The sequence below is a fragment of the Propionivibrio limicola genome (assembly GCF_009469695.1).
Taxonomy (GTDB): Bacteria; Pseudomonadota; Gammaproteobacteria; order Burkholderiales; family Rhodocyclaceae; genus Propionivibrio; species Propionivibrio limicola.
In genome coordinates, this window is record NZ_SSSR01000007.1 from 51,004 (window position 1) to 72,242 (window position 21,239).

A 21,239-nucleotide genomic window follows, 5' to 3' on the forward strand; every position below is an offset into this window, starting at 1 on the left:
GGGTTACTCCTCGGGTTCGGTACGTTCAAGTTCCAGCGAAGCCGCCAGGAGGGCGAGGCGGGCGACGACGCCGTAGGCGTAGAAACGGTTGGGCGGGGCATCGGGCGTCTGGCAACAGTCGGGCAGCGAGCAACTGGTCGAAAAGGCGAGCGGCTCGAAGTGCATGCCCGGCGCGTTGAGGTTCTCGTCCTTGCCGCGCCCGGAATGGACGCGGTAGAAGCCGCCGACGACGAAGCGGTCGATCATGTAGACGACCGGCTCGGCGACGCCATCGCGGACGCGCTCGTAGGTGTGTACGCCTTCCTGGATGATGACCTGGCTGACGCTCGCGCCTTCCTTGATCACCGACATCTTGTTGCGCTGTTTGCGGTTGAGGCCGACGACTTCGGAGGCGTCCTTGACCGTCATCACCCCCATGCCGTAGGTGCCGGCATCAGCCTTGACGACGACGTAGGGCGTCTCATCGATGCCGTACTCGGCGTACTTCTCGCGGATCAGCGTCAACACCGCGTCGACGTTGGCGGCGAGGCATTCCTCGCCCTGCCGTTCGTGGAAATTGACGCTGTTGCAGACGGAGAAATACGGGTTGATGCGCCACGGGTCGATGCCGACCAGTTTCGCGAATTCGTCGGCGACCTCGTCGTAGGCGGCAAAGTGGTTCGACTTGCGGCGCGTCGCCCAGCCGGCGTGCAGCGGCGGCAGGATGAACTGTTCGTTGAGGCCGCGCAGGATGTCGGGGACGCCGGCCGTCAGGTCGTTGTTGAGCAGGATCGCGCACGGGTCGAAGCCGTCGAGGCCGAGGCGGTACTTTGTCCGCCGCAGCGGTTCGAGCAGCAGCGTCGTGCCGTTCGGCAGTTCGATCGGCGTCGGCGTGTCGATTTCGGGCAGCAGCGAGCCGATGCGCACGTCGAGGCCGGTCATGCGCAGGATGGTCGCCAACTGGGCGACGTTCTGCAGGTAGAAGAGGTTGCGCGTGTGGTTTTCCGGGATCAGCAACAGGCTCTTGGCTTCCGGGCAGATTTTTTCGATCGCCGACATCGCCGCCTGCACGCAGAGCGGCAGGAAGGCGTCGCTCAGATTGTTGAAACCGCCGGGGAAAAGGTTCATGTCGACCGGCGCCAGCTTGAAGCCGGCATTGCGCAAATCGACCGAGCCGTAGAACGGCGGCGTGTGCTCCTGCCACTGGCTGCGCAGCCAGCGCTCGATGTCGGGCGCGGTGTCGAGGAACTTCGCCTCGAGTTCGTGAAGCGGACCGGTGAGCGCGGTCGTCAGATGAGGAACCATTGCTTTTCTCCAATCAACCCGGCCGGTGAGTCACGCCGGCGCAGGCAAAAAGGGAGGCTAGACAGTGCGCGCGGCGTCAGGTTCGGTTCGGGGCTTTTCCGGATGCCCGGACAACGGCATCACAGCAGTTTTTCGGTGTTTTCCTGCGATGTTACACCGGCCGTCGGCAGGAAGGCACGGAAGGATTCCGGTAGCGGCGCTTGCTCCAGACTGCGCTGGGTGAACAGGAAGCGGCCGTCGCAGACGAAGCCGAGATCGTCCCAGTCGACACCGTTGAGCGCGGCGGCCAGCGTGGCGACGTCGACGGCCGGATCGCGCGGGAAAATGGCGAGGACGGCGCCGTCGTAGTGCGGGCAGTCATGCACGAAAAACGGATTGGCGCGGCGCGTCTTGTTATTCACATAGACGCGAGCTTGCGGCGATTGGAAGTAGCCGCGACCCCATTGCCACCAGTTCGTTTCGTCGAACGGGCGGATGCGGCGCGCGATCAAGCGTTCCTTGTGCGCCTGCAGGATGACGGGCGGCGCTTCGCCGGGTTCGCACCAGATCATGCGCCGCGTCTTGCCGCTGGCGACGGTGGAGGAGCAGACGAAATCGCGGTTGCCGAAGGACTCGTCGGCGTAGATGTCGTCGGCTCCCGAGACCGCGCCGACCTTGACGAAGGCGAGGTCGGACAGGTGCAGCGGGTAGTCGCCGCGGGTGAACAACAGATGGCCGCCGCTTTCGATGAAGCGCCGCTCTTCCCACGCCAGCGTGGCGAGACCGCCGATGCCGCTGGAGGTGCCGAGCGCGGCATGACGCGTGACGCGGGAGTGGTTGCCCTTCTCGAAGCGCCAGATGGCGCAGTTCGGCGTCGCGCCGTCGAACAGGCGCGCGTCGCCGAGATCGATGAAATCGGTGATCGTGCCTTCGGCAAAGAGTTCGCGGTTGAGCGGCACGGCCGAGGTCGCCTTGATGAAGTCGCGCGGCGTGATGAAGATCAGCTCGCCGCCCGGCGCCAGGTGGTGCAGACACTTCTCGATGAAAAACAGGTAGAGGTTGGCGCGTCCGTCGAGCGCGCTGCGCCGCGTCAGCTGCCGCGTCTCGGGCGTGATGTCCTGATAGCGCACGTAGGGCGGATTGCCAATGATGGTGGCGAAGCGCTGGCGCGGATCGAGCGCGAAGAAGTTCATCACCTTCGCTCCCGGCGGCGCGTGGCGCGGGTCGATCTCGATGCCGAGCGCCTCTGGAAAATGCTGCAGGAAGGCGCCGTCGCCGCAGGCCGGTTCGAGTACCTTGCCGGTGTTGCGTACCAGCGTCCGCATGCAGTCGACGATGGTCGGTGGCGTAAACACCTGGCCGAGCAGGGCGACGTCGTTTTCAAGGAGCGAAGTGTTGAGCGAGGCGGAAGTCATGTGGCGTGTCAGGGGCGATCGGGCGGGAGGCGTAACGGCCTGGAAGTATATACGCTGGGCCGCGCCGGGCGAGACAAGACGGCGGACAAAAGAGTAGAGTAACCCTCTGTTTTCGGCAGCCACTGTTGCTGGCGAAACTTACTAACTACAGGGAGAATCTGGATGCGTATTCTTGTCTTGGGGGCGGGCGGTATCGGCGGTTATTTCGGCGCGAGGATCCACGAAGCAGGCGGCGATGTGACCTTTCTCGTGCGGCCGGGACGGCTGACGACCTTGCGCGAGCACGGACTCAAGGTGCTCAGCCCGCTCGGCGATCTCCATTTTTCCCCGAAGCTGCTGACCAAGGACGAGCTCAAGGCGAAGGCCGAACACTTCGATCTCGTCATCCTCTCCTGCAAGGCCTACGACCTCGCTTCGGCGATGGATGACATCGCGCCGGCAGTCGGCAAGGAGAGCGCGGTTCTGCCGCTGCTCAACGGCGTGCGGCATATCGACGTCCTCGCCGAGCGCTTCGGCGAGGAGCGGGTGTTCGGCGGCGTGGCGCAGGCGGCATTGCTGGTGACGGCGGCGGGGGAGATCCGCCATTTCAACAAGATTCACCGCCTGATTACGGGCGCGCGCGGCGTGCCGCATCCGCCCTGCCTGCACGAGCTGGCGGCGCTGATGGCGAAAACCTCGGTCGAATTCATCCTCGCCGACAATATCGAGCAATCGATGTGGAACAAGTTCGTTTTCTGGTCGTCGCTGGCGAGTGCGACATGCACGTTGCGCGCCAACATCGGCGAGATTCTGCAGACCGTCAGCGGCGAGGAATTCATCACCGGCCTCATCGACGAGTGCGCGCACATCGCGTCCGCCAGCGGCCACGCCCTGACCGAGTCGCAACTGGCGACGGCGCGTGCGACGCTGACCGAGAAAGACTCGGTGCTCGCCGCCTCGATGCTGCGCGATATCGAACGCAACGGGCCGACCGAGGCGGAGCACACGCTCGGCGACCTCGTGGTTCGTGCCGGGGCGCTCGGGTTCAAGGCGCATTGCCTGCGCCTCGCCTATTCGCACATGCAGGCCTACGAATTGCGCCGGCAGACGCAGCAAGGCTGAGTGTTGCGGGAGCGCCGGATATGCTGAGTGCCAATCAGTCCGAGCCGATTTATGTTCCATCACTGCTTTACCGCGATGAGGAAGGGCAGCCTGCGCTGGAACTGCCGCCGCAGTGGCGGGGCATTCCTCTGAATTTGTATCGCAGCCTGATCAGCGCGGAACGAGGTCCATGCCATCTCGATTGGCCGGTACTCATCTATTGCCACAACATCACCGGGCAGCGCTGGTATCGGGAGAACGGAAAAACGGTCGAGCTTGGCGCAACGCCCGGGCAACTGGAATTGCTGGACCGCGACTACCAGCGGGAATGGGGGCGTTGGGAGACGTCGCCCGGCTTTACCGTCGTCTTGCAGCTGACCCCCGAGACGCTGACGCGCTTGGCGCCGGAACTCACCGGTTTCGATTTGCGAACGACGCACGTACTGTTCGATCCGAAGGTTGAGTGGCTGGTTCGCGAGTTGCTCGACGAGGCGCAACGCGGGGCGCCGGAGGGCGGGCTGTACGCCGAGAGCCTCTCGTGCGCGTTGATTGCCCGCCTGGCCAAGGATTACGCGGACGGCGGCAAGGATGATGCTCCGGCCGGAGGCCTGTCGACCCGCTGCCGGTGCCGGATCGTTGACTTCATCGAGGCTAACCTTGGCGAAGAGCTCAGCGTTACCCTGCTGGCGCAGGAGGCGGGCCTGAGTCCCAATCACTTTGCCAACTGTTTTACCGCCAGCTTCGGCCAGTCTCCGCACCGCTACGTATTGCGCCGCCGCATCCAGGAGGCGCTCCGATTGCTGCCGCTGTCCTCGCGTTCGATTGCCGAGATCGCCATGGATCTCGGTTTTTCCAGTCAATCGCATTTCACCAAGGTCTTCCGCGAATACACCGGCATGACACCGAGCGGTGCTCGTCGTTCGTGAAAACCGACCGTAGAATCTGACAACTTTATTCCGTGGTTTTATGGCAGACCGCGGACGGCGATGGGCCCTATCCTTTTTGCACGGTTGTTTGCATGACCGGTAAATCTAAAACAGGAGGGGTGAAACATGCATCACCCATCGACTAAAGAGCTTGCCACGGACGGTCGTTTCCGACTCAAATCGAGCTTGCGCATGATGGCACTTTGCGGTGTTCTTGGTATTTCGGCGTTCCTTACCGCCTGCGGCGGGAGCGATAGCGACGATGAAGTGGCCGTTACCGAGCCATCCGTTCCGCAGCTTTCAGCGGCCGTCGGCACTACGCTGAGCAAGTGCGCCGATCTGGCTTCAACCTTCAGTTACTCCGGGCTCAAAATCACCTCATCGACACTGGTGGCCGCCGGCTCGACCGTGACGGCTGACGGAGAGACTTACACGCTGCCCGAGCACTGCTATGTGCAGGGCTACATGAACGAGCGCGTCAGCGTCGTGGATGGACAGACGTACCGGATCGGTTTCGAGATGAAGCTGCCGAAGGACTGGAACGGCCGCTTCTTCTTCCAGCCGAACGGCGGAACCGAAGGCACGCTGCTCCTGCCGCAGAACCAGGCGAACGGGCGCATGCTCGGCGGCGGCCCGGTGACGACCGGCCTGAACAAGGGCTTTGCCGTTTTGAGCTCCGATTCGGGGCATGACGGCAACGCCCGAACCGATGTCGCGGCGAGCATTCGTGGCGCGGTGTTCGGCATCGACCCCGGCTCACGTACCGACAACGCGCATCGCTACGTGGCGACCCTGACGCCGATGGCCAAAGGCCTGATCGCAGCGGCTTACGGCAAGGGGCCGGACCGTTCCTACATGATCGGCTGCTCGAACGGCGGGCGCGTCGCCCTCGTGACGGCAGCGCGCTATCCCGACATGTTCGACGGCATCCTGTCGGCCGCGCCGGCCGTCAGCCTGCCAACGGGAACGGTCGCCGCGATGTGGAATGCGCAAGCCATGGCGCCCGTCTCGCCGCTGGTGGATGGCAAGGCCGATATTTCCAACAGTTTTATCCAGGCCGAAATGGATCTCGTGAAGAGCAAGGTGCTGGCCAAGTGCGATGCGCTCGACGGTGTGGCCGACGGCATCGTCGCCGACTACAAGGCCTGCAAGACGGCCTTCTCGCTGACGGCGGACGTGCCGACTTGCACAGGTGGCGAAACTGCGGGCACCTGCCTGACGAGCGCCCAGAAAACCGCAATGGCCAAGCTGATGGGTGGTCCGAAGAAGGCCGACGGAACGGCGATCTACGCCGACATGGACTACGATCCGGGCATGGCCGCGCCCGGATGGCGGGCGTGGATGATGGGGATGACCTCGAATGCGGCCGGCCCGGCCTCGGCGAGCAACCCGACCAGCCAGATCTTCAACCTGATGGCGCCAAGCATGGGGCTGATGTTCTCCAGCCCGGCGGTCGACCCGGCAACGCTGACAAGCTCGGCCACCGGCCTTTTCGACTATGTCATGAATTTCAACATGACGACCGATCTGGCCAAGGTCTATGCGACGGGCAACGGCTTTGCCGATTCGCCATGGAACGAGTACACGCCGCCGAACCGGGACGATCTGAGCGCATTGCGCAATCGCGGCGGCAAGGTGCTGCTCTTCCACGGCACGGCCGATCCGATCTGGTACTTCAACGACACGATCAACTGGTACGAGGCGCTCAAGGCAAAAATGGGGTCAAACACCGAATCGTTCAGCCGCGTCTTCCCGGTTCCGGGCATGAACCATTGCTCGGGCGGCCCGGCGGCCGACCGCTTTGACATGGTGACGGCACTGGTCGACTGGGTCGAGAAAGGGCAGGCGCCGGAGTCCGTGATGGCCTCGGTGCGCCCGGTGGCCAAAAATAGCGGCATGGATGCCAGCTGGCCGACGAACCGTACCCGCCTGCTCTGCCCGTACCCGAAGGTCGCGCGCTACAAGGGAACCGGCAACACGGAGGACGCGATCAACTATAGCTGCCAATAATCCCTAACCACCCTAAGCTCTGCTGTTGGCCGTCATCGCTCTCCCCGTGGGGCGGTGACGGTTTTTTTTGACCGAGGTCAGGATCAGCGCCAGCCTCCTGACGGGCCGCCGTGCCAGTACGGCGCCCGACACGCGCCGCCGATCAGCCGAATTTCGGCAAGTGCTGCAGCGACTTCTGGATGGCCTCGTCGGGGTACTCGAAGTCGACCAGTTCGCCCGCGAAATAGCGGTCGTAGGACGCCATGTCGAAGTGGCCATGGCCGGTCAGGTTGACGAGGATGGTCTTGGCTTCGCCCGTCTCTTTGCAGCGCAGCGCCTCGTCGATGGCGCCGCGAATGGCGTGGCAGGACTCCGGCGCCGGAATGACGCCTTCGGCGCGCGAGAACAACACACCGGCTTCGAAGGTGGCGACTTGCGGTACGGCGAGCGCCTCGATCAGCCCTTCGTGGTAAAGCTGCGAAAGAATCGGGCAGGCGCCGTGATAGCGCAGTCCGCCGGCGTGGATGCCCGGCGGCATGAAGTCGTGCCCGAGCGTGTACATTTTCATGAGCGGCGTGAATCCCGACGAGTCGCCGAAATCGTAGGCGTATTGGCCCTTCGTCAGCGACGGACACGACGTCGGTTCGACCGCGACCAGCCGCACCGGCTTGCCGTTGCGCCCGCCGGCGGCGTTGTCGGCGACGAAGGGGAAGGCCATGCCGGCGAACGAGGAACCACCGCCGCACGGCGCGAACACGACGTCCGGCCAATCGCCGGCCAGCTCGAACTGTTTCTTCGCTTCCAGCCCGATGATCGTCTGATGTAGTGCGACGTGGTTGAGCACCGAGCCGAGCGCGTAGTTGGTGTCGGCGCGCGAGGCGGCTTCTTCGACGGCCTCCGAGATCGCCAGCCCGAGCGAGCCCAGGTTGTCCGGATCGTTGGCCAGCGCGTCGCGGCCCGTCTGCGTCATCACCGACGGGCTGGCGAACACTTCGGCGCCCCACGTCTGCATCATCGAACGGCGGTAAGGCTTCTGGTTGTAGCTGACCTTGACCATGTAGACGCGCACGTCGAGGCCGAACATCTGGCCGGCCAGCGCCATCGAGCAACCCCACTGCCCGGCGCCGGTCTCGGTGACGATCCGCTTGATCCCGGCCTGCTTGTTGTAATACGCCTGCGCGACGGCGGTGTTCGGCTTGTGCGAACCGGCCGGCGAGACGCTTTCCTTCTTGTAGTAAATCCGCGCCGGCGTGCCGAGCATCTCCTCAAGGCGCACGGCGCGCACGAGCGGGGCGGGGCGCCACAGGCGATAGATTTCGCGTACCTCCTGCGGAATCGGAATCCAGCGCTCCATCGACATTTCCTGTTCGAGGATGCTCATCGGGAAAATGGCGCTCATCTGTTCGATTGTCGCCGGTTTGCCGTCCGCCCCGAGCGCCGGCAACGGCGGATTCGGCATGTCGGCAGCGACGTTGTACCAATGGGTCGGAATTTCGGATTGCGGCAGATCGAAGCGAAGGGATTCCATGCACTAATCTCCTGAGACTGGGGCGCCCGCGCGGGGCGGGAAAAGGCGCCAGTATAGCGGTCGTGCGTTGTGCTAGCATTTTCGCTCCAAGGACGTGAGGACGACCTCACCTCTCCAATTCGTTTGGGGACGGCCCCGCTTGTTTGAGGAGCGTTTCGTGAATTGGATAATCCTTGTCGTCGCCGGGCTGCTTGAAGTCGGTTGGGCGATTGGACTCAAGTACTCCGAAGGTTTTACGCGACTGTGGCCCTCGGTCTGGACCAGTCTGTCCATGCTGCTCAGCGTTGGCTTGCTCGGCGTCGCCATGAAATCACTGCCGGTGGGTACGGCCTATGCGGTCTGGGTGGGTATCGGCGCCATCGGGACCGCCGTTATGGGCATCGTTCTATTCGGCGAGCCGGCCAACTCCACCCGATTGCTGAGCCTGCTTCTGATTTTCGCCGGTATCGTTGGCCTCAAGTTGTCGGCGCCTTGACTGTCCGTGCCGGAGCGTTCCGAGGCCGTCAGTTGTGCGCGATCCGATGCTTGGCCGGGAAAAATCGTGAAAGCACCGGCCTTGAGGAAATAGCGTTTCAGCGGCGCGCTTTGGCGACGCCCTGGGTGTAACAGGTTGCGGTCGTTTATAAGCGGTTGTAAGGCGGTCGTCGGTCGACGCGGGCGGCTTACGCTTCCCAGCGCAGCCGGGCCTCGAAGCCGACGATCTGTCCGCCTTCAGTACGGTTGGCGAGTTCGAGGCGGGCACCGTGCAGTTCGGCGATGCGGCTGACGATGGTCAGGCCGAGGCCGCTGCCTTCGGCGGTGACCGAGTTGCCGCGATAGAAGCGTTCGATCAGCCGCGGCAGTTCGTCGGCGGGAACGCCGGGGCCGTTGTCGCTGACGCCGATCACCGGGGCACCGTTCTCGGTGCGCAGGAAAACGCCGATGCGGCAGTCGGCCGGGCAGTAGCGCACGGCGTTGTCGATCAGGTTGCGCAGGACGATTTCGAGCAGCCCGGCATCGCCCTCGACGATGGCATCCGGCGCCGCGAGGTCGAGCTCGATCGTCGCGGCGTGGGAGGTGTCGCGAACGCCGGCGACGACGCGCCGGGCAAGGTCGGCCAGCGGCACCGGCTGCGAATCGGGCAGTCGGCCCAGCGGGTCGAGGCGGGCCAGGCGCAGCATCTGCTCGACGAGGCGCGTCGCGCGGTCAAGCCCGGCCATGGTTTGCGCGAGGGCGTGGGTGCGTTGTTCGGCGCTGCCGCTCAGCTGGGCGACCTGTGCCTGGATGCGGGCGGCGGCGAGCGGCGTGCGCAGTTCGTGCGCCGCGTCGGCGGTGAAGCGGCGTTCGTTTTCCAGCGTCTGCCCCAAACGGAAGAGCAGCCGGTTGATGGCGGCGACGAGCGGCTGTGCCTCCCGCGGCACATCGCGCGTGGCGAGGGCGGCCATGTTGTCGGCGGAGCGGGTCGATACTTCGGATGCCAGATCGTCGAGCGGCTTCAAGCCGCGCCGGACCGAGAAATAAATCGCCAGCAGGAGCAGCGGCAACATGAGGGCGATCGGCTTGATCGTCTTGTAGGCGATTTCCAGCGCTTCCTTGTCGCGCTTTGGGATCGACTCGACGATCTGGACGCGCAGCGCGTGGTCGGCCGATTCGAGCAGCAGGCTGCGCCACGGCGTGCCGGCGTCGTCGAGCGTGGCGTAGCCGAGAGGGCCATTGATCGGCGTGGCCGGCGCGTCCGGCGAACGGGTGAGCACGGTGCCGTCGGGGCGGCCGATCTGGTATTCGAGTGTCAGCCGGTTGCGGCGTGGCGAGAGGCCGCGTAGGCCGGCGATGCGGGCCGGCAGCTCGCGGAAATGATCGTCGCCGCTCTCCGCCTGCGCCAGGACAAGCTGCGCTGTTTTGGCCAACTGGTCGTCCATCAGCTCCTGCACTTCATGGCGGGCGCGGCGGTAGCTGATCGAGGAGGCCAGCCCGAGCATGAGCAGCGAAGCGACCGAGACGAGCAGCAGCAGGCGCCTGCGCAGCGAAGGGACGGAGCCGGAATCGAGGGCGCCGGATTTCAATTTGCGTCACCCAGTTGGTAGCCGAGGCCGCGCACGGTACGGATGAAGTCGGCACCGAATTTCTTGCGCAAATGATGCACATAGACTTCGACCGTGTTGCTTCCCGTTTCCTCTCCCCACGCGTAGAGGCTTTCCTCGAGCTGGGCGCGCGTGCGGATATGGTTCTTGTGGCGCAACAGGTCTTCGAGCAGCGCGAACTCGCGCGCCGAGAGCAGCACGTTCTGGCCGTTGAAACTCACCTGCTTGGCGGCCGGTTCGAGCACGACGCCGCCGTGTTCGAGCGTCGGCTTCGCTTCGCCGGCCGCACGGCGCAGCAGCGCGCGCAGGCGGGCCAGCAGTTCCTGCAGGTCGAAGGGCTTGGTCAGGTAGTCGTCGGCGCCGGCGTCGAGGCCGGCCACCTTGTCGGCGCTCGCGTCGCGCGCGGTGAGAATCAGCACCGGCAGACGGCTGCCGCGGTTGCGCAGATCTTTCAACACCGACAGGCCGTCGCGCTTGGGCAGGCCAAGATCGAGCACGCACGCATCGTAGGGATGGTCGAGCAGGGCGAGGCGGGCGGCCTCGCCGTCGCGCACCCAGTCGACCGCGTGATCGGCCAGTTTCAGCCCGGCATGGATGCCGTCTCCCAGCAGTGCATCGTCTTCAACCAGCAATATCCGCACGTTTTCTCCCGTTTATTTCGATTCTTTGTCGAGTTTCGCCAGCAACGCCTGGACTTCCTGCCGGCGGCCGTTGTCGGCCAACTCGCGGCCGGGGCGCGGCGCGGCTTTGAGTGCCTTTTCCAGATACTGGCGTGCTTCCGCCGGGCGGTCGCGGTCGGCCAGATACTCGCCATAAAAGAAGTTCGGGTCAATCCCGTCCGGGTTGAGGGCGAGCGATTTCTTGAAGTACTCCTCGGCACGGGCCTTGTCGCCGAAACCGACCGGCCAGCCCGGGACCCTGGCGTAGAGCGTCGCCAGACTGGTGTAAGCCGAGCCATTGAGTGCCTTGTCGTTGAGCTTCAGCGCTTCCTCGAAACGTTTTCTGGCTTCCTTGGCCAGCGATAGCGCGCCCAGTCCGCCGCGCGCGCCGGCTTCGCTGGAAACGACGATACCGTCCCAGATCAGTGCTTCGGCCATGCCAGGATTGGTTTCGACGATCTGGCGCGATTTCTGCGCCAGCGCCTGGTACTGATCCGCCTGCTGTTTTTCCGGCATCCGGTACTTGATCTCCGCCCACTGGTCCTGAATCGGGCGAATCAGCTCCTCGGGCGTGGCCGCGTGCGCGGCGCTGGCGAGCAGGAGCGCAAAAAGGGCGGAGGCGGTGGTCTTGATGATCGAGCGCATGGTGGTTCCTTTCATACGGTGATAAACGCTTTCGACGCAGAGATCGCAGAGATACAGAGAGCGCAGAGAAAACCTTTTTTCTCGCTTTTCTCTGCGTACTCTGCGCCTCTGCGATCTCTGCGTTGAAAGAGGTTTGGTGGCATGTCGTTATCGGCCGGCGGCGTGTTGTTTGATGATCGGCAGTTTGCCGGCGAGGCTGCGGTCGATGAGGCCGGGGGCGATGCCGTTGAGCCAGGCGAAGAAGCGTTCGGGAAAGCCGATGTGCAGTTCGCGGTCGTTGCGCACGAGCGCGGTCACGATTTCGCAGGCGACGTCGGCGGCGCTGTCGCTCTGGCTGTTGAGCGCCCGGTTGAGCGCGGTGACGGCGGCGCTGTTCATTGGCGTGTCGATGGAGCGCGGCGCGATATGCACGACGGCAACGCGCGTGTCAGCGAGTTCGCGCCGCAGCGCCTGCGAGAAGCCGCGCAGACCGGCCTTGGCCGCCGAATAGGCGGCAAATCCGGCGAACGGCAGGCTACCGAAGGTCGAGCCGATGTTGACGACGACGGCTTCCGGCTGCGCCTTCAGCCACGGCAAGAGAGCGTGCGTGAGGCGGATCGGCGCTTCGAGGCTGGTGGCGAGCACCTGTTCGATGGCGGCCCATTCCTGATTTTCGAGCAGGCCGAAGAGGCTCGCGCCGGCGTTGTTGATCAGCACGTTGGCGCCGAATTCACGGGCGGCATGGGCGACGGTGGCGATGCCATCGGCTTGGGTGAGATCGGCGCCGACGACAGCCGTGCGGCCGCCGAGCGAAGTCTGCAGCGCGGTGAGGCGCTCGGCGTTGCGGCCAGCCAGCAGCAAGGTGGCGCCAGCCTCGGTGAGTTGCTTCGCCAGTTCGCTGCCGAGTCCGCCGGTCGCACCGGTGAGCAGGATGCGGGCGTGCTGGAGTTTCATGACGTCTCCCGGGCGGTCGGCAGGGCGCGGAAAATGTCCGCGTAAAGCTTGAAGAAGACCTTGGCGCAATGCACGACCTCGGCCTGATCTTCCGGCGTCATCTTGTCGAGCAGATCGGCGAGGTGGCGGGTGTGTTCCTGATCGAGCGTGCCGTGTGAGCGCAGGTAGGTGAAGGCCTGGTCGGGCACTCCCAAGGCTTCCTGAATGCGGTCGGCGGCGTTGAGCGCGAGGGCGACGCTGGTGCCTTCGAGCACGAACACCATGCCGAAGAAGCCGGCCGGATTGCGGCGATAAACGAGGTCGTAGGCGTAGGCGACCATCAGCTCGGCCGGCAGGTCCGGCTGGCTGTGGCGTACCGCCTCGGCGTCGCCACCGGCCGCCGCGATGTCGTTGAGAATCCATTCCTCGTGGCCGATTTCTTCCTCGATGTATTCGGCGACCGGGCGGCGCAGCCAGGCGAGGCGTTCGGGCAGGCGGCCGCCGAGCGCCATCAAAAGCGGCGTCGTGTGGCGGACGTGATGAAAGGCCTGGCCGAGAAAGGCGAGGTAGCTATTCCGGCTCACTTCGCCGCGAAAACAGTCGGCGATGATCGGTGCCGACAGCAGGTAATTGCGCTCGGCGGCGGTGGCTTCGGCGAGTTGTTCATAGAAGGACATGGGCGGGCTCCTGGGTGGGTTGTTCGTCATAAAGTGCCGCCAGCGCGGCGGCGTGGTGGTTGAGAATCGCGGTGCGGACGGGGCGGCCGTTGCCGGTCAGCTGGCCGTTCTGCGGCGTGAAGGGCGCGGCGACGAGCCACTGGCCGATACGGGCGTAGTCGGGCAGCGAGGCGTTGGCGTGCCCGATGGCGGTAGCCAGTTCGTCGTCCGCGACCCCGGGGAAGGGCACGACGATCGCCGCCAGTGATAGCTGTCCGTCGCCGGCGACCAGCGCTTGGGCGATCTGCGGCTGCGCCAGCAGCGCGGCTTCGACCCATTCCGGGGAAACGTTGCGGCCGAACGAGGTGATCAGCAGGTTCTTGCGCCGGCCGGAGAGGTGCAGATGGCCGGCTTCGTCGAACTGGCCGAGGTCGCCGGTGGCGTATTCGGCGGCGTCGGGCGACGGGGTGCCGAGATAGCCGAGGAAGGCGCGCGTGGCGACGTGGATTTCGCCGCTGCGGATGACCGTGCGCACGTGTGGCAAGGGCCGGCCGACACCGTAACCGTCGTCGCCGGGACGGTTGAGGCTGACCACCGAACCGCATTCGGTCAGGCCGTAGCCCTGATACGCCGGCAGGCCGAGCCGGCGCGCCTGTGTTAGCAGCGAGGCTTCGACGCGCGAGCCGCCGACGGCGACGTAGGAGAGTTCTTTCGGCGCGCTTTGTTTGCTACGGGCGAGAAACTGGCTCCACGCCTTGAGCAGTTCCGGCACCAGAATCACGCTGTTCGGCCGAACCTCAGCGACGGCTTGCTGCAACGCCTGCGGATTGAATCCCGACATGCCCTGCCAGCCGAGGCTGGCCAGGCTCGGCAGATGGATCTCGGTGCCGCGCAGCAACGGCGCGTAGAGGCCGGCGCTGTTCTCCAGCAGCAGGGCGAGCGGCAGGACGGCCAGATGGCGCTCGATGGGAAGGTCGGCCAGCCGCGTGTGCAGCGAACGGGCGGTGTCGAGCAGCCCGCCGGCTGACAGGCAGACGCCTTTTGGCGCGCCGGTGCTGCCGGAAGTGAACGAAATCTTGACGGTGCCGTCGGGCAACGTAACCGGGGCCGTGCGGCGGCGCAGCCAGACGATGTCGCGCCGCGTTTCGCTGACCGCGAAACCGAGGTCGAGCGAGAGGACGCGCTCCGGCTGGTCGGTGAGCACGAGGTCGGCGCCGCTTTGCGTCAGCGCATGCGAAAGCTGGGCCGGGGTGAAGAACAGCGGCAGCGGCAAGGCGACGGTGCTTGATTTCAGCGCGGCCAGATCGGCGATGGCCCAGTCCGGCGAGTTGTCGGCGAGGATGGCCATGACCCGCGTGCCGGCGAGACGTTTGGCGACAGCCTCGATTTCGGCGCCCAGCGCGCCAGCGCGCCAGATGCCTTGCGATCCGTGCAACACCGCTGCGTCGGGGCGGCGGGCGGCCAGTGCCGCGAAAAGAGTGGCGACACTCATGCCGCGTCTCCGATTTTTTCGAGCGCATGGCGGATGCGGCCGGCCACGACGACCGGACGCGTGTCGTAGTAGCGTCCCCAGTCCTGCGCTTCTTCGCCAAGACGGGACGGATCGGCCTTGGCCAGCGCCAGCAGCGGCAATCCCAGCTTGGTGAAGATGCGCACGAGTTCGTGCGTGGCGGTAAAGACGACCCATTCATAGCCGGCCGCGTGCAGATGGCGGGCCAGCGTCAGGATGACGTGCAGACTGCCGCCCGGTTTGTCGGACGCGAGGTGGCCGACCTCGACGAGGCGGGCGCGCGGAAACGGCAGGCCGGTCAGTCTTTCCATCAGTTTCTCGATCGGCTCGTCGAGATAACGTTCGAGAAAGAGCGGTTCGTCGGCGGCGGCTCGCCAGCCGGCGGCCGCGACGACGTGCTGCTCCCGTTCGAGCAGCATCAGGTTGGGCGCGAACGAGCGGACGTGGGCCGCATGGTGATGCCGGAATATCTCGCGAATGAAGCCTTCGGCCTCGGCGCGGCGCGGTGAATTAGCCTCAACGAAACAGGCGTTCGCCATTGCGTCGGCTGCGTGCTCCGAGGCAGCTGTTTCTTCCAGCCTGGCATGTCTTACGGCTCGCATGATCAGCCCCTTTGTTGGTTGTCGATGGCTGTAGCGTAGGGCGCGAGGCTTAAGCGGGCCTTAAATCGGGAGAGTTAATTCAGCGCCGATTTTCTGCTGCGTCGGGTGGATGGAATGTCGCCGTTTGGCGACGGTGAATTTTCTGCTTTATCAAAGGGATGTCTTGCCGCACTACGTTTTCTGTCGTGTCGAGGCGACAGAAATCCTGTCTGCGTATCCGGGAAGAATCTTCAAAGCGTTGATTCTTAAAGCTTGTCTTGCGTGGCACTGTTGTTGCTAATGACCGCGTATGGATCAATCCAAGAGGACAAGACAAAAAATGATCAACGGCAAGAAAATGTGGGTGGCGGCCATCGCGATGGCGACCTTGAGCGGTTGCGCAAACATGGACGCGCAGCAGAAAAACACCGCCATCGGCGCGGCGATGGGTGGCGTTGCCGGCGCCGTGCTTACGGGCGGTTCTTCAATCGGGACGGTTGGCGGTGCGGTGGTCGGCGGCGTGATCGGTAATCAGGTCAGGCGTTAATCGCCGAGGGAATTCCGTCTTTGAGCTCGTACAACTTGCAAGTGGAAATCGATTCGTGAAAAAAATCTTCATTGCGCTGGCCTGGGTTGGCGCCCTCAGTACGCCCGCTCTTGCCACAGACGTTGGCATGTCGTTAAGCATCGGCCAGCCGGGCTTCTATGGCCAGATCGACATCGGCGGTTATCCCCGGCCCGCGCTGATCTATTCCCAACCCGTGGTTATCGAGCACGTGCCGGTGCGCCGACCGCCGATCTATTTGCACGTTCCTCCCGGTCATGCCAAACACTGGTCAAAACACTGCTACGAATACGGTGCCTGCGGTGAGCGGGTTTATTTTGTGAAAAAGGACTGGTACGCCCGTGAATATGTCCCGCGTTATCAGCGGGCGCAGGGTGAGTACCGCCATCACGATCGTGACCGGCATCGGCACCACGAGGATTACCGGCACGGGGGCCGTGATTACGATCGCGACCATGATCGCGACCGGGGCCGTGGGCACGGACGTGACCGCTAGTCGCGGCTCGGCTAGCGGTCCTGCAAAATTTCAGCAGCGAGAGGGCCGTCCGAAACGGGCGGCTGTCTAGATGAACTGGTACTTGGCGAGAAGGTAGAGAACGATGATCACCAGCACGGCGTAGACCAGCAGGATCAGTTTCCTCGTACGCGGTTTCATTGTGCTCATTGTGTTCCCCCTTTTTGTCCATTCCGGCCCTGTAAGTGTGCCGGCAAACTCGGTTCTACAGATACAACTTTCGTAGAATCGAGCGATTTTCAGGCAACGATCGCAGCTCGATTCTGTGCTCCGCCGATCAGCCTGTGTGATTCCCTCAAGCGGCGCTGCCCTACGTTGTAACCGCCGTTGGCGGAAATAGTTCCCGCTTCAATACGATCAAGATAGCTGAAAATTCGGCGGGGGCCGAATCGCCGGCGTTCATGCCTTGCTGCCGAAAACCTCCTCCGTTATGCTCGGGCGTTGGCTTTGCCAAAGAGAAAAAAGAGCTTTTGCAGCCAATGGTCTTTGGGGGTCCGCGTTTCACCGTCTGATTTCGCCGTCTAATCCAACCGAGGGGGGAGTGATGCAATCACTGCATGAATTTTTCAATACGATCAACGGCATCGTCTGGGGCGTGCCGATGATTCTTCTGATTCTGGGCACCGGATTTTATTTGCAGCTTCGCCTTGGCTTCATGCCGATCCGCAAGATTCCGACCGGTTTTCGCATGATCATGCAAAGCCGCAAGCCGGGCAGCAGTGCGGAGGGCGAAATTTCGCCGTTCGCGGCGCTGATGACGGCGCTTTCGGCGACGGTCGGCACCGGCAACATCGCCGGCGTGGCGACGGCGATCGCGGTCGGCGGGCCGGGCGCGCTGTTCTGGATGTGGATGACGGCGCTCGTCGGCATGGCGACGAAATACGCGGAAGTCGTGCTGGCGGTGCGCTATCGCGAGGTCGATGAAAACGGCGAGCATGCGGGCGGGCCGATGTATGCGATCAAGAACGGGCTCGGCCGGAACTGGCGCTGGCTGGCGACGGTCTTTGCCGTGTTCGGCGGTCTGGCCGGTTTTGGCATCGGCAACATGGTGCAGGCGAACGGTATTTCCAGCGTCATGCAAAACGCGTTCGGCGTGCCGACCTGGCTGACCGGCACGGTGCTCGTCCTGCTGACCGGTCTTGTCGTTCTGGGCGGCATCAAGCGCATCGGCAAGGTGGCGGAGTTGCTCGTGCCGGCGATGTGCATCGGCTATGTCGTGTGCTGTCTTGTCGTGCTGTTCGTGTTTGCGAAAGAGATTCCGGCGGCCTTCGCGCTGATCATCGAACAGGCGTTCAATCCGACGGCGGCGACCGGCGGTTTCCTCGGTTCGACGGTAATGATGGCGATCCAGAAAGGCGTCTCGCGCGGCATCTTCTCGAACGAAGCCGGTCTCGGCACGGCCGGCATTGCCCAGGCGGCGGGTACGACGAGCCAACCGGTCTATTCCGGGCTGATCGGCATGATGGGCACCTTCATCGACACCATCATCGTGTGCACGATGACCGGCCTTGCGCTGATCGTCAGCGGCGTCTGGAGTTCCGGCGCGAACGGGGCGGTGCTGAGTTCGTCGGCGTTCGAGGCCGCCATGCCCGGCGTCGGCAAGTACCTGCTGGCTGTGTCGCTGGCCGTCTTTGCCTTTACGACGATCCTCGGCTGGGCTTACTACGGCGAGAAGTGCTGGGAGTACCTGCTCGGCACCGTCAGCGAGAAGCCTTTCCGCGTGTTCTGGACGCTGTCGCTCTTTCCCGGTGCGGTGCTCAGTCTCGATTTCGCCTGGCTGGTGGCGGACACGCTGAATGCCTTGATGGCGATCCCGAACCTGATCGTCCTGTTGCTGTTGAGTCCGCAAATCGTGGAGCTGACGCGCCAATACTTTGCGGCGCCGGAGGCGGCGGAAACGGAGGGGGAAATGGTTCTCGCCGTGCAGGCTGAGGACGACTGATTGCGCCAAGGGGCGTCCGCGACAATTGTGTCGGGACGTCCTTCGGTATTCGGCTTTTTTCGAGAGTTGGCGGTTGTCAGGCCGATTGAAGCGCCTGTTCCGCGGCTCCGCCGACCAGACCTTGGTATTTCCTTGATCGACATTTCCTTGCGCGAGAACCGTCGCTTACGGAAGTGGTTCCGGCCTTTATATGATCAAGATAGTGGAAAATTTCGCGCGGGCTGAACACATTGCGTTTGAATCCGGCGGCAAGCAACACATCCTGCGCTTCGTAGCCCGGATTGCGATGCGACATGAGGAAACTCACGCGGTTCTCGCGCATGAGGCGTAGATTCCAAAGCGCGCAAAAACTTTTGACGTGCGTTTCCCGGTAGGGCTTTGGCGGCCGCGACTTCAAGCCCAGCGCGAGTTTTGCCCGGCGCAGGTGGTGGCTGATGAAACGGGTGCCAATTCGCCACGCGGTGCGGAGTGGCCCGCGGTAGATTTGTTCGAGGCAGCCGACCAGAAAAACTTTATCGTCGGCCAGGCATTGGTCGAGCATCGCACGGAAAATCCGGCCGTCGTGGATCAGCGTGTCGGTGTGCAGCAGGAAAAGGTAATCGCACGTCGTCCGTTCCTGTGCGAGATTCAGGGCGCGCCCATGCGCGTGGAAGCCCGGCTCCCTGCCCTCCGCTTTGCGCTCGATCAGGCGGATCCAGTCCAGCGAGCGCAGGTACTCGGTGCTTCCATCGGCCGAATCGTTGTCGACGACCCAGACTTCGGCGTCGTAGCCTGTCAGCGCTTCCCGCAACAATTCGAGACAGGTGCGGGTCATGACTTCCGTTCTGTAATTCACCAGCGCAATCGCGATGCGCGGGGGGGCGGAATGTTCTGACATTTTTTCTCCGTTGGGTTGAGAGTGGATGGCATGCATCTTCGCTGTCCATCCTTAAGCGTGTCTTAACGGAGGGATTTCTGTTTGTAAGCGGATGTTTAATACGCAAAGCTTTGTTAATTCAGCATGTTCTGCGCTATTTCCTTTAGCGACTGCGCATGCGGCGCGTGCAGCAAACTAGCCGTTCCGACCCGAAAACCGTGCCAGGTTTTGCATCATCTCGAGCATCGCCGGCCGAATCGATGCCTTGGCTTCGGCGACGTTGTCGATCGGGTTGTCGTCGCCGTCGGTGGCTTTGTTCCTGGCCGTTCCGGAGGCGTTGACCGGGAAGGAAATCTTCAGGTCGTTGCCGATATAGGCGATGCGGTTCCAGTCGCCGGCCACGGCGTAGTCGCGGTGGTAGTCGGGGGCGAGCAGGTTGTAGCCGAGCGAGTAATCGGAGGGCGGATTCTTCACGCCGAGCAGCGGCAGCAGCGTTGCCGGAATGTCGAGGTGGCTGGTGATGCCGGTGACGACGCGCGGCTTTTCGCCTGGAATGCGGATCATGGCCGGCGTGCTGGTCTGGAAACGGTTGAACTCGGCGGCGTGGCCCCAGTGCGAGCGTTCCATGAATTCCTCGCCGTGGTCGCCGAGCACGATGATGATGGTGTTGTCGAGCAGCTTTTTCGCGCGCAGGTGGTCGATCACCCGGCCGATCTGCTGGTCGACGTGGTGCGCGGCGTTGATGTAGCGGTTCTTGATCTGGCCGATGTCGGCGGCGAAATCGGCGGTCAGGTAGTTGAGGTCGTCGAGATACGGGCGGGCGATGGCCGTCTCGTCCGGGAAGTTGTAGTTGGCGTGCGTTGATTCAAAGAACATGTAGGTCATGAACGGGCGCGTGGGGTCGCGCCGGTCGATGAAGTCGAGCAGGTCGGCGACGTTGGCGCGGTCACGCTGCCAGGCGATGGCGCCCTCCGAGCGCTCGTGCAGGTCGGCCTTGTTCATGTTCACGAAAATCGTCTTGTCGAAGGCCGGGTAGGTGAAGCGCTGGCTGGTGTACAGGCCGAACTGGTAGTTCTCCTTCTTCATCACGTCGAGCAGCACCGGCGAGCGCCGGTTGTCGAGCATCGGGAACCAGTAGGTGCTGTACAGGCCGTAGAACATCGAAAAGACGCCCATCTGGGTGACGTTTCCGCCGCTGTAGTGTTGTTCGAGGCGCAAGGCGTCCTGCGAAAATGTCCATGTCTTCGGCATGATTTTCGGGTCGAGCATGTCGAAGCGCAGCGATTCGGCGACCAGCCAGACGACGTTCGGCGGCCGTGCCGGCGGTTCGATGTCGAGGGGCGCGAGCGGATAATGCAGCGTGCCGTTCTTGACCGCGATGCCGGAGGCGTCGCTGGATATTTCCTCGATCCCGAGCTTTTTGGCCAGCGTGCGCGCTGACGTCGGCAGGTAGAACGGATAGCGCTCGCTGGCGAAAAGGATCGGCCGGTAATTGGCGGCACTGCTGTAGGCGTAGGCGACGCGCTCGCCAAGGCTGAGGCCGGCGACGGCGATCAGCAGCCAGCGCCATTGCACGCGCCAGAGCCTCTTGCGCATGGTTTCGAAACGCGGCGCGAGCCAGAAATAAGCGGCGGCTTGCAGCGCGAACAACGCGAGAACGATCGCCGTCGCAGTCAGTTGCGTGCTCAGGCTGGCGCCGAGCGAGGCGATGCCGCCCGGCGTCAGTACCAGATCGACGACGAAGCCGTTGATGTGGAAGCCGTACATCGAGTGGATGACCCGGTCGGCAAAGAGCAGCACGTGCGTCAGGCCGGTGCTGCCGATGGCCGCGGCCGCGATGACGGCGGCGGCGCCGCGTGGTGCGAGCAGCCAGCCGGCCAGCTTGCGGGTGGTGAAAACGATGCACAGCGCTGGCAACAGGTAAAACAGGCTGTAGGTCGATGTCGTGGCCAGCGACCAGAGCCCGGTTCGCCAATCGGCGTACTGGCTCAAGCCCGCCAGGGTCGTCAGGTGCACGGCGACCAACAGCCAGCTGAGCACGAAGAAACGGTTGATTCTGGTGAGAGGGGAGAACGAGAGCATTCCTGGCATCATCCGATCCGAATGGTTTATGGTGGGCATCTTGGGGGGCGACCCTT

At 63.7% G+C, this 21,239-nt stretch carries 19 protein-coding genes; 7 read left to right on the forward strand and 12 right to left on the reverse strand.

From position 1 onward, the window contains the following. Positions 1-3 precede the first annotated feature (3 nt). Positions 4-1,284: a glutamate--cysteine ligase gene (gene gshA / locus GH659_RS07355; RefSeq protein ID WP_153110679.1), complete on the reverse strand. Its 1,281-nt coding sequence runs from the start codon at positions 1,282-1,284 to the stop codon at positions 4-6. Positions 1,285-1,403: 119 nt separating this feature from the next. After that, the gene (locus GH659_RS07360; protein WP_153110681.1) at positions 1,404-2,678 is read right to left on the reverse strand and encodes an Eco57I restriction-modification methylase domain-containing protein; all 1,275 of its coding nucleotides are present in this window, start codon (positions 2,676-2,678) and stop codon (positions 1,404-1,406) included. A 162-nt stretch (positions 2,679-2,840) separates the two neighbouring features. Here GH659_RS07360 and GH659_RS07365 point away from each other — a divergent pair, with 162 nt between their 5' ends. From GH659_RS07365 to GH659_RS07375, 3 genes are all read left to right on the forward strand, one after another. Continuing rightward, complete coding sequence (locus GH659_RS07365) at positions 2,841-3,779, forward strand: 2-dehydropantoate 2-reductase (protein WP_153110683.1); 939 nt, start codon at positions 2,841-2,843, stop codon at positions 3,777-3,779. 20 nt (positions 3,780-3,799) lie between these two features. After that, a complete protein-coding gene (locus tag GH659_RS07370; RefSeq protein ID WP_153110686.1) occupies positions 3,800-4,684 on the forward strand; it encodes a helix-turn-helix transcriptional regulator in 885 nt (294 codons plus the stop codon). Between the two features lie 126 nt (positions 4,685-4,810). Continuing rightward, positions 4,811-6,694: a tannase/feruloyl esterase family alpha/beta hydrolase gene (locus GH659_RS07375; RefSeq protein WP_211364148.1), complete on the forward strand. Its 1,884-nt coding sequence runs from the start codon at positions 4,811-4,813 to the stop codon at positions 6,692-6,694. 142 nt (positions 6,695-6,836) lie between these two features. Here GH659_RS07375 and GH659_RS07380 read toward each other — a convergent pair whose 3' ends face one another. Then, positions 6,837-8,201 (reverse strand): TrpB-like pyridoxal phosphate-dependent enzyme, encoded by a 1,365-nt coding sequence (locus GH659_RS07380; protein WP_153110688.1) that lies wholly within the window; start codon positions 8,199-8,201, stop codon positions 6,837-6,839. A gap of 157 nt (positions 8,202-8,358) precedes the next feature. On the opposite strand from GH659_RS07380, the gene sugE reads away from it, so the two are divergent. Further along, a complete protein-coding gene (gene sugE / locus GH659_RS07385) occupies positions 8,359-8,676 on the forward strand; it encodes a quaternary ammonium compound efflux SMR transporter SugE (RefSeq protein WP_153110689.1) in 318 nt (105 codons plus the stop codon). 187 nt (positions 8,677-8,863) lie between these two features. Here sugE and GH659_RS07390 read toward each other — a convergent pair whose 3' ends face one another. The 7 genes from GH659_RS07390 to GH659_RS07420 form a co-directional block, all read right to left on the reverse strand. Continuing rightward, the gene (locus tag GH659_RS07390; RefSeq protein WP_211364149.1) at positions 8,864-10,243 is read right to left on the reverse strand and encodes an ATP-binding protein; all 1,380 of its coding nucleotides are present in this window, start codon (positions 10,241-10,243) and stop codon (positions 8,864-8,866) included. Beyond that, positions 10,240-10,902: a response regulator gene (locus GH659_RS07395; protein WP_153110690.1), complete on the reverse strand. Its 663-nt coding sequence runs from the start codon at positions 10,900-10,902 to the stop codon at positions 10,240-10,242. Before GH659_RS07395 ends, GH659_RS07390 begins: the two co-directional genes overlap by 4 nt. A gap of 12 nt (positions 10,903-10,914) precedes the next feature. Next, complete coding sequence (locus GH659_RS07400) at positions 10,915-11,565, reverse strand: tetratricopeptide repeat protein (protein ID WP_153110692.1); 651 nt, start codon at positions 11,563-11,565, stop codon at positions 10,915-10,917. Between the two features lie 147 nt (positions 11,566-11,712). Next, positions 11,713-12,498 carry an SDR family oxidoreductase gene (locus GH659_RS07405; protein ID WP_153110694.1) on the reverse strand — a complete coding sequence of 262 codons (786 nt, stop codon included), beginning with the start codon at positions 12,496-12,498 and terminating at the stop codon, positions 11,713-11,715. After that, the gene (locus GH659_RS07410) at positions 12,495-13,154 is read right to left on the reverse strand and encodes an iron-containing redox enzyme family protein (RefSeq protein WP_153110696.1); all 660 of its coding nucleotides are present in this window, start codon (positions 13,152-13,154) and stop codon (positions 12,495-12,497) included. Before GH659_RS07410 ends, GH659_RS07405 begins: the two co-directional genes overlap by 4 nt. Then, positions 13,141-14,625 carry an AMP-binding protein gene (locus tag GH659_RS07415; protein ID WP_153110698.1) on the reverse strand — a complete coding sequence of 495 codons (1,485 nt, stop codon included), beginning with the start codon at positions 14,623-14,625 and terminating at the stop codon, positions 13,141-13,143. Before GH659_RS07415 ends, GH659_RS07410 begins: the two co-directional genes overlap by 14 nt. Next, positions 14,622-15,245: a thermostable hemolysin gene (locus GH659_RS07420; protein WP_246167768.1), complete on the reverse strand. Its 624-nt coding sequence runs from the start codon at positions 15,243-15,245 to the stop codon at positions 14,622-14,624. Before GH659_RS07420 ends, GH659_RS07415 begins: the two co-directional genes overlap by 4 nt. A gap of 289 nt (positions 15,246-15,534) precedes the next feature. Between GH659_RS07420 and GH659_RS07425 the strand changes: the two genes are divergently transcribed. The 3 genes from GH659_RS07425 to GH659_RS07435 all read left to right on the forward strand — a co-directional run bounded on the left by GH659_RS07425 (position 15,535) and on the right by GH659_RS07435 (position 18,245). Continuing rightward, positions 15,535-15,771 carry a glycine zipper 2TM domain-containing protein gene (locus GH659_RS07425; protein WP_425499986.1) on the forward strand — a complete coding sequence of 79 codons (237 nt, stop codon included), beginning with the start codon at positions 15,535-15,537 and terminating at the stop codon, positions 15,769-15,771. 55 nt (positions 15,772-15,826) lie between these two features. Beyond that, positions 15,827-16,285: a hypothetical protein gene (locus GH659_RS07430; protein ID WP_153110700.1), complete on the forward strand. Its 459-nt coding sequence runs from the start codon at positions 15,827-15,829 to the stop codon at positions 16,283-16,285. A 562-nt stretch (positions 16,286-16,847) separates the two neighbouring features. Further along, complete coding sequence (locus GH659_RS07435; RefSeq protein ID WP_153110701.1) at positions 16,848-18,245, forward strand: alanine/glycine:cation symporter family protein; 1,398 nt, start codon at positions 16,848-16,850, stop codon at positions 18,243-18,245. A gap of 76 nt (positions 18,246-18,321) precedes the next feature. Here GH659_RS07435 and GH659_RS07440 read toward each other — a convergent pair whose 3' ends face one another. Further along, positions 18,322-19,122 carry a glycosyltransferase family 2 protein gene (locus GH659_RS07440; RefSeq protein ID WP_153110704.1) on the reverse strand — a complete coding sequence of 267 codons (801 nt, stop codon included), beginning with the start codon at positions 19,120-19,122 and terminating at the stop codon, positions 18,322-18,324. 174 nt (positions 19,123-19,296) lie between these two features. Then, positions 19,297-21,192 carry a sulfatase-like hydrolase/transferase gene (locus tag GH659_RS07445; protein ID WP_246167770.1) on the reverse strand — a complete coding sequence of 632 codons (1,896 nt, stop codon included), beginning with the start codon at positions 21,190-21,192 and terminating at the stop codon, positions 19,297-19,299. Between the last annotated feature and the right edge of the window lie 47 nt (positions 21,193-21,239).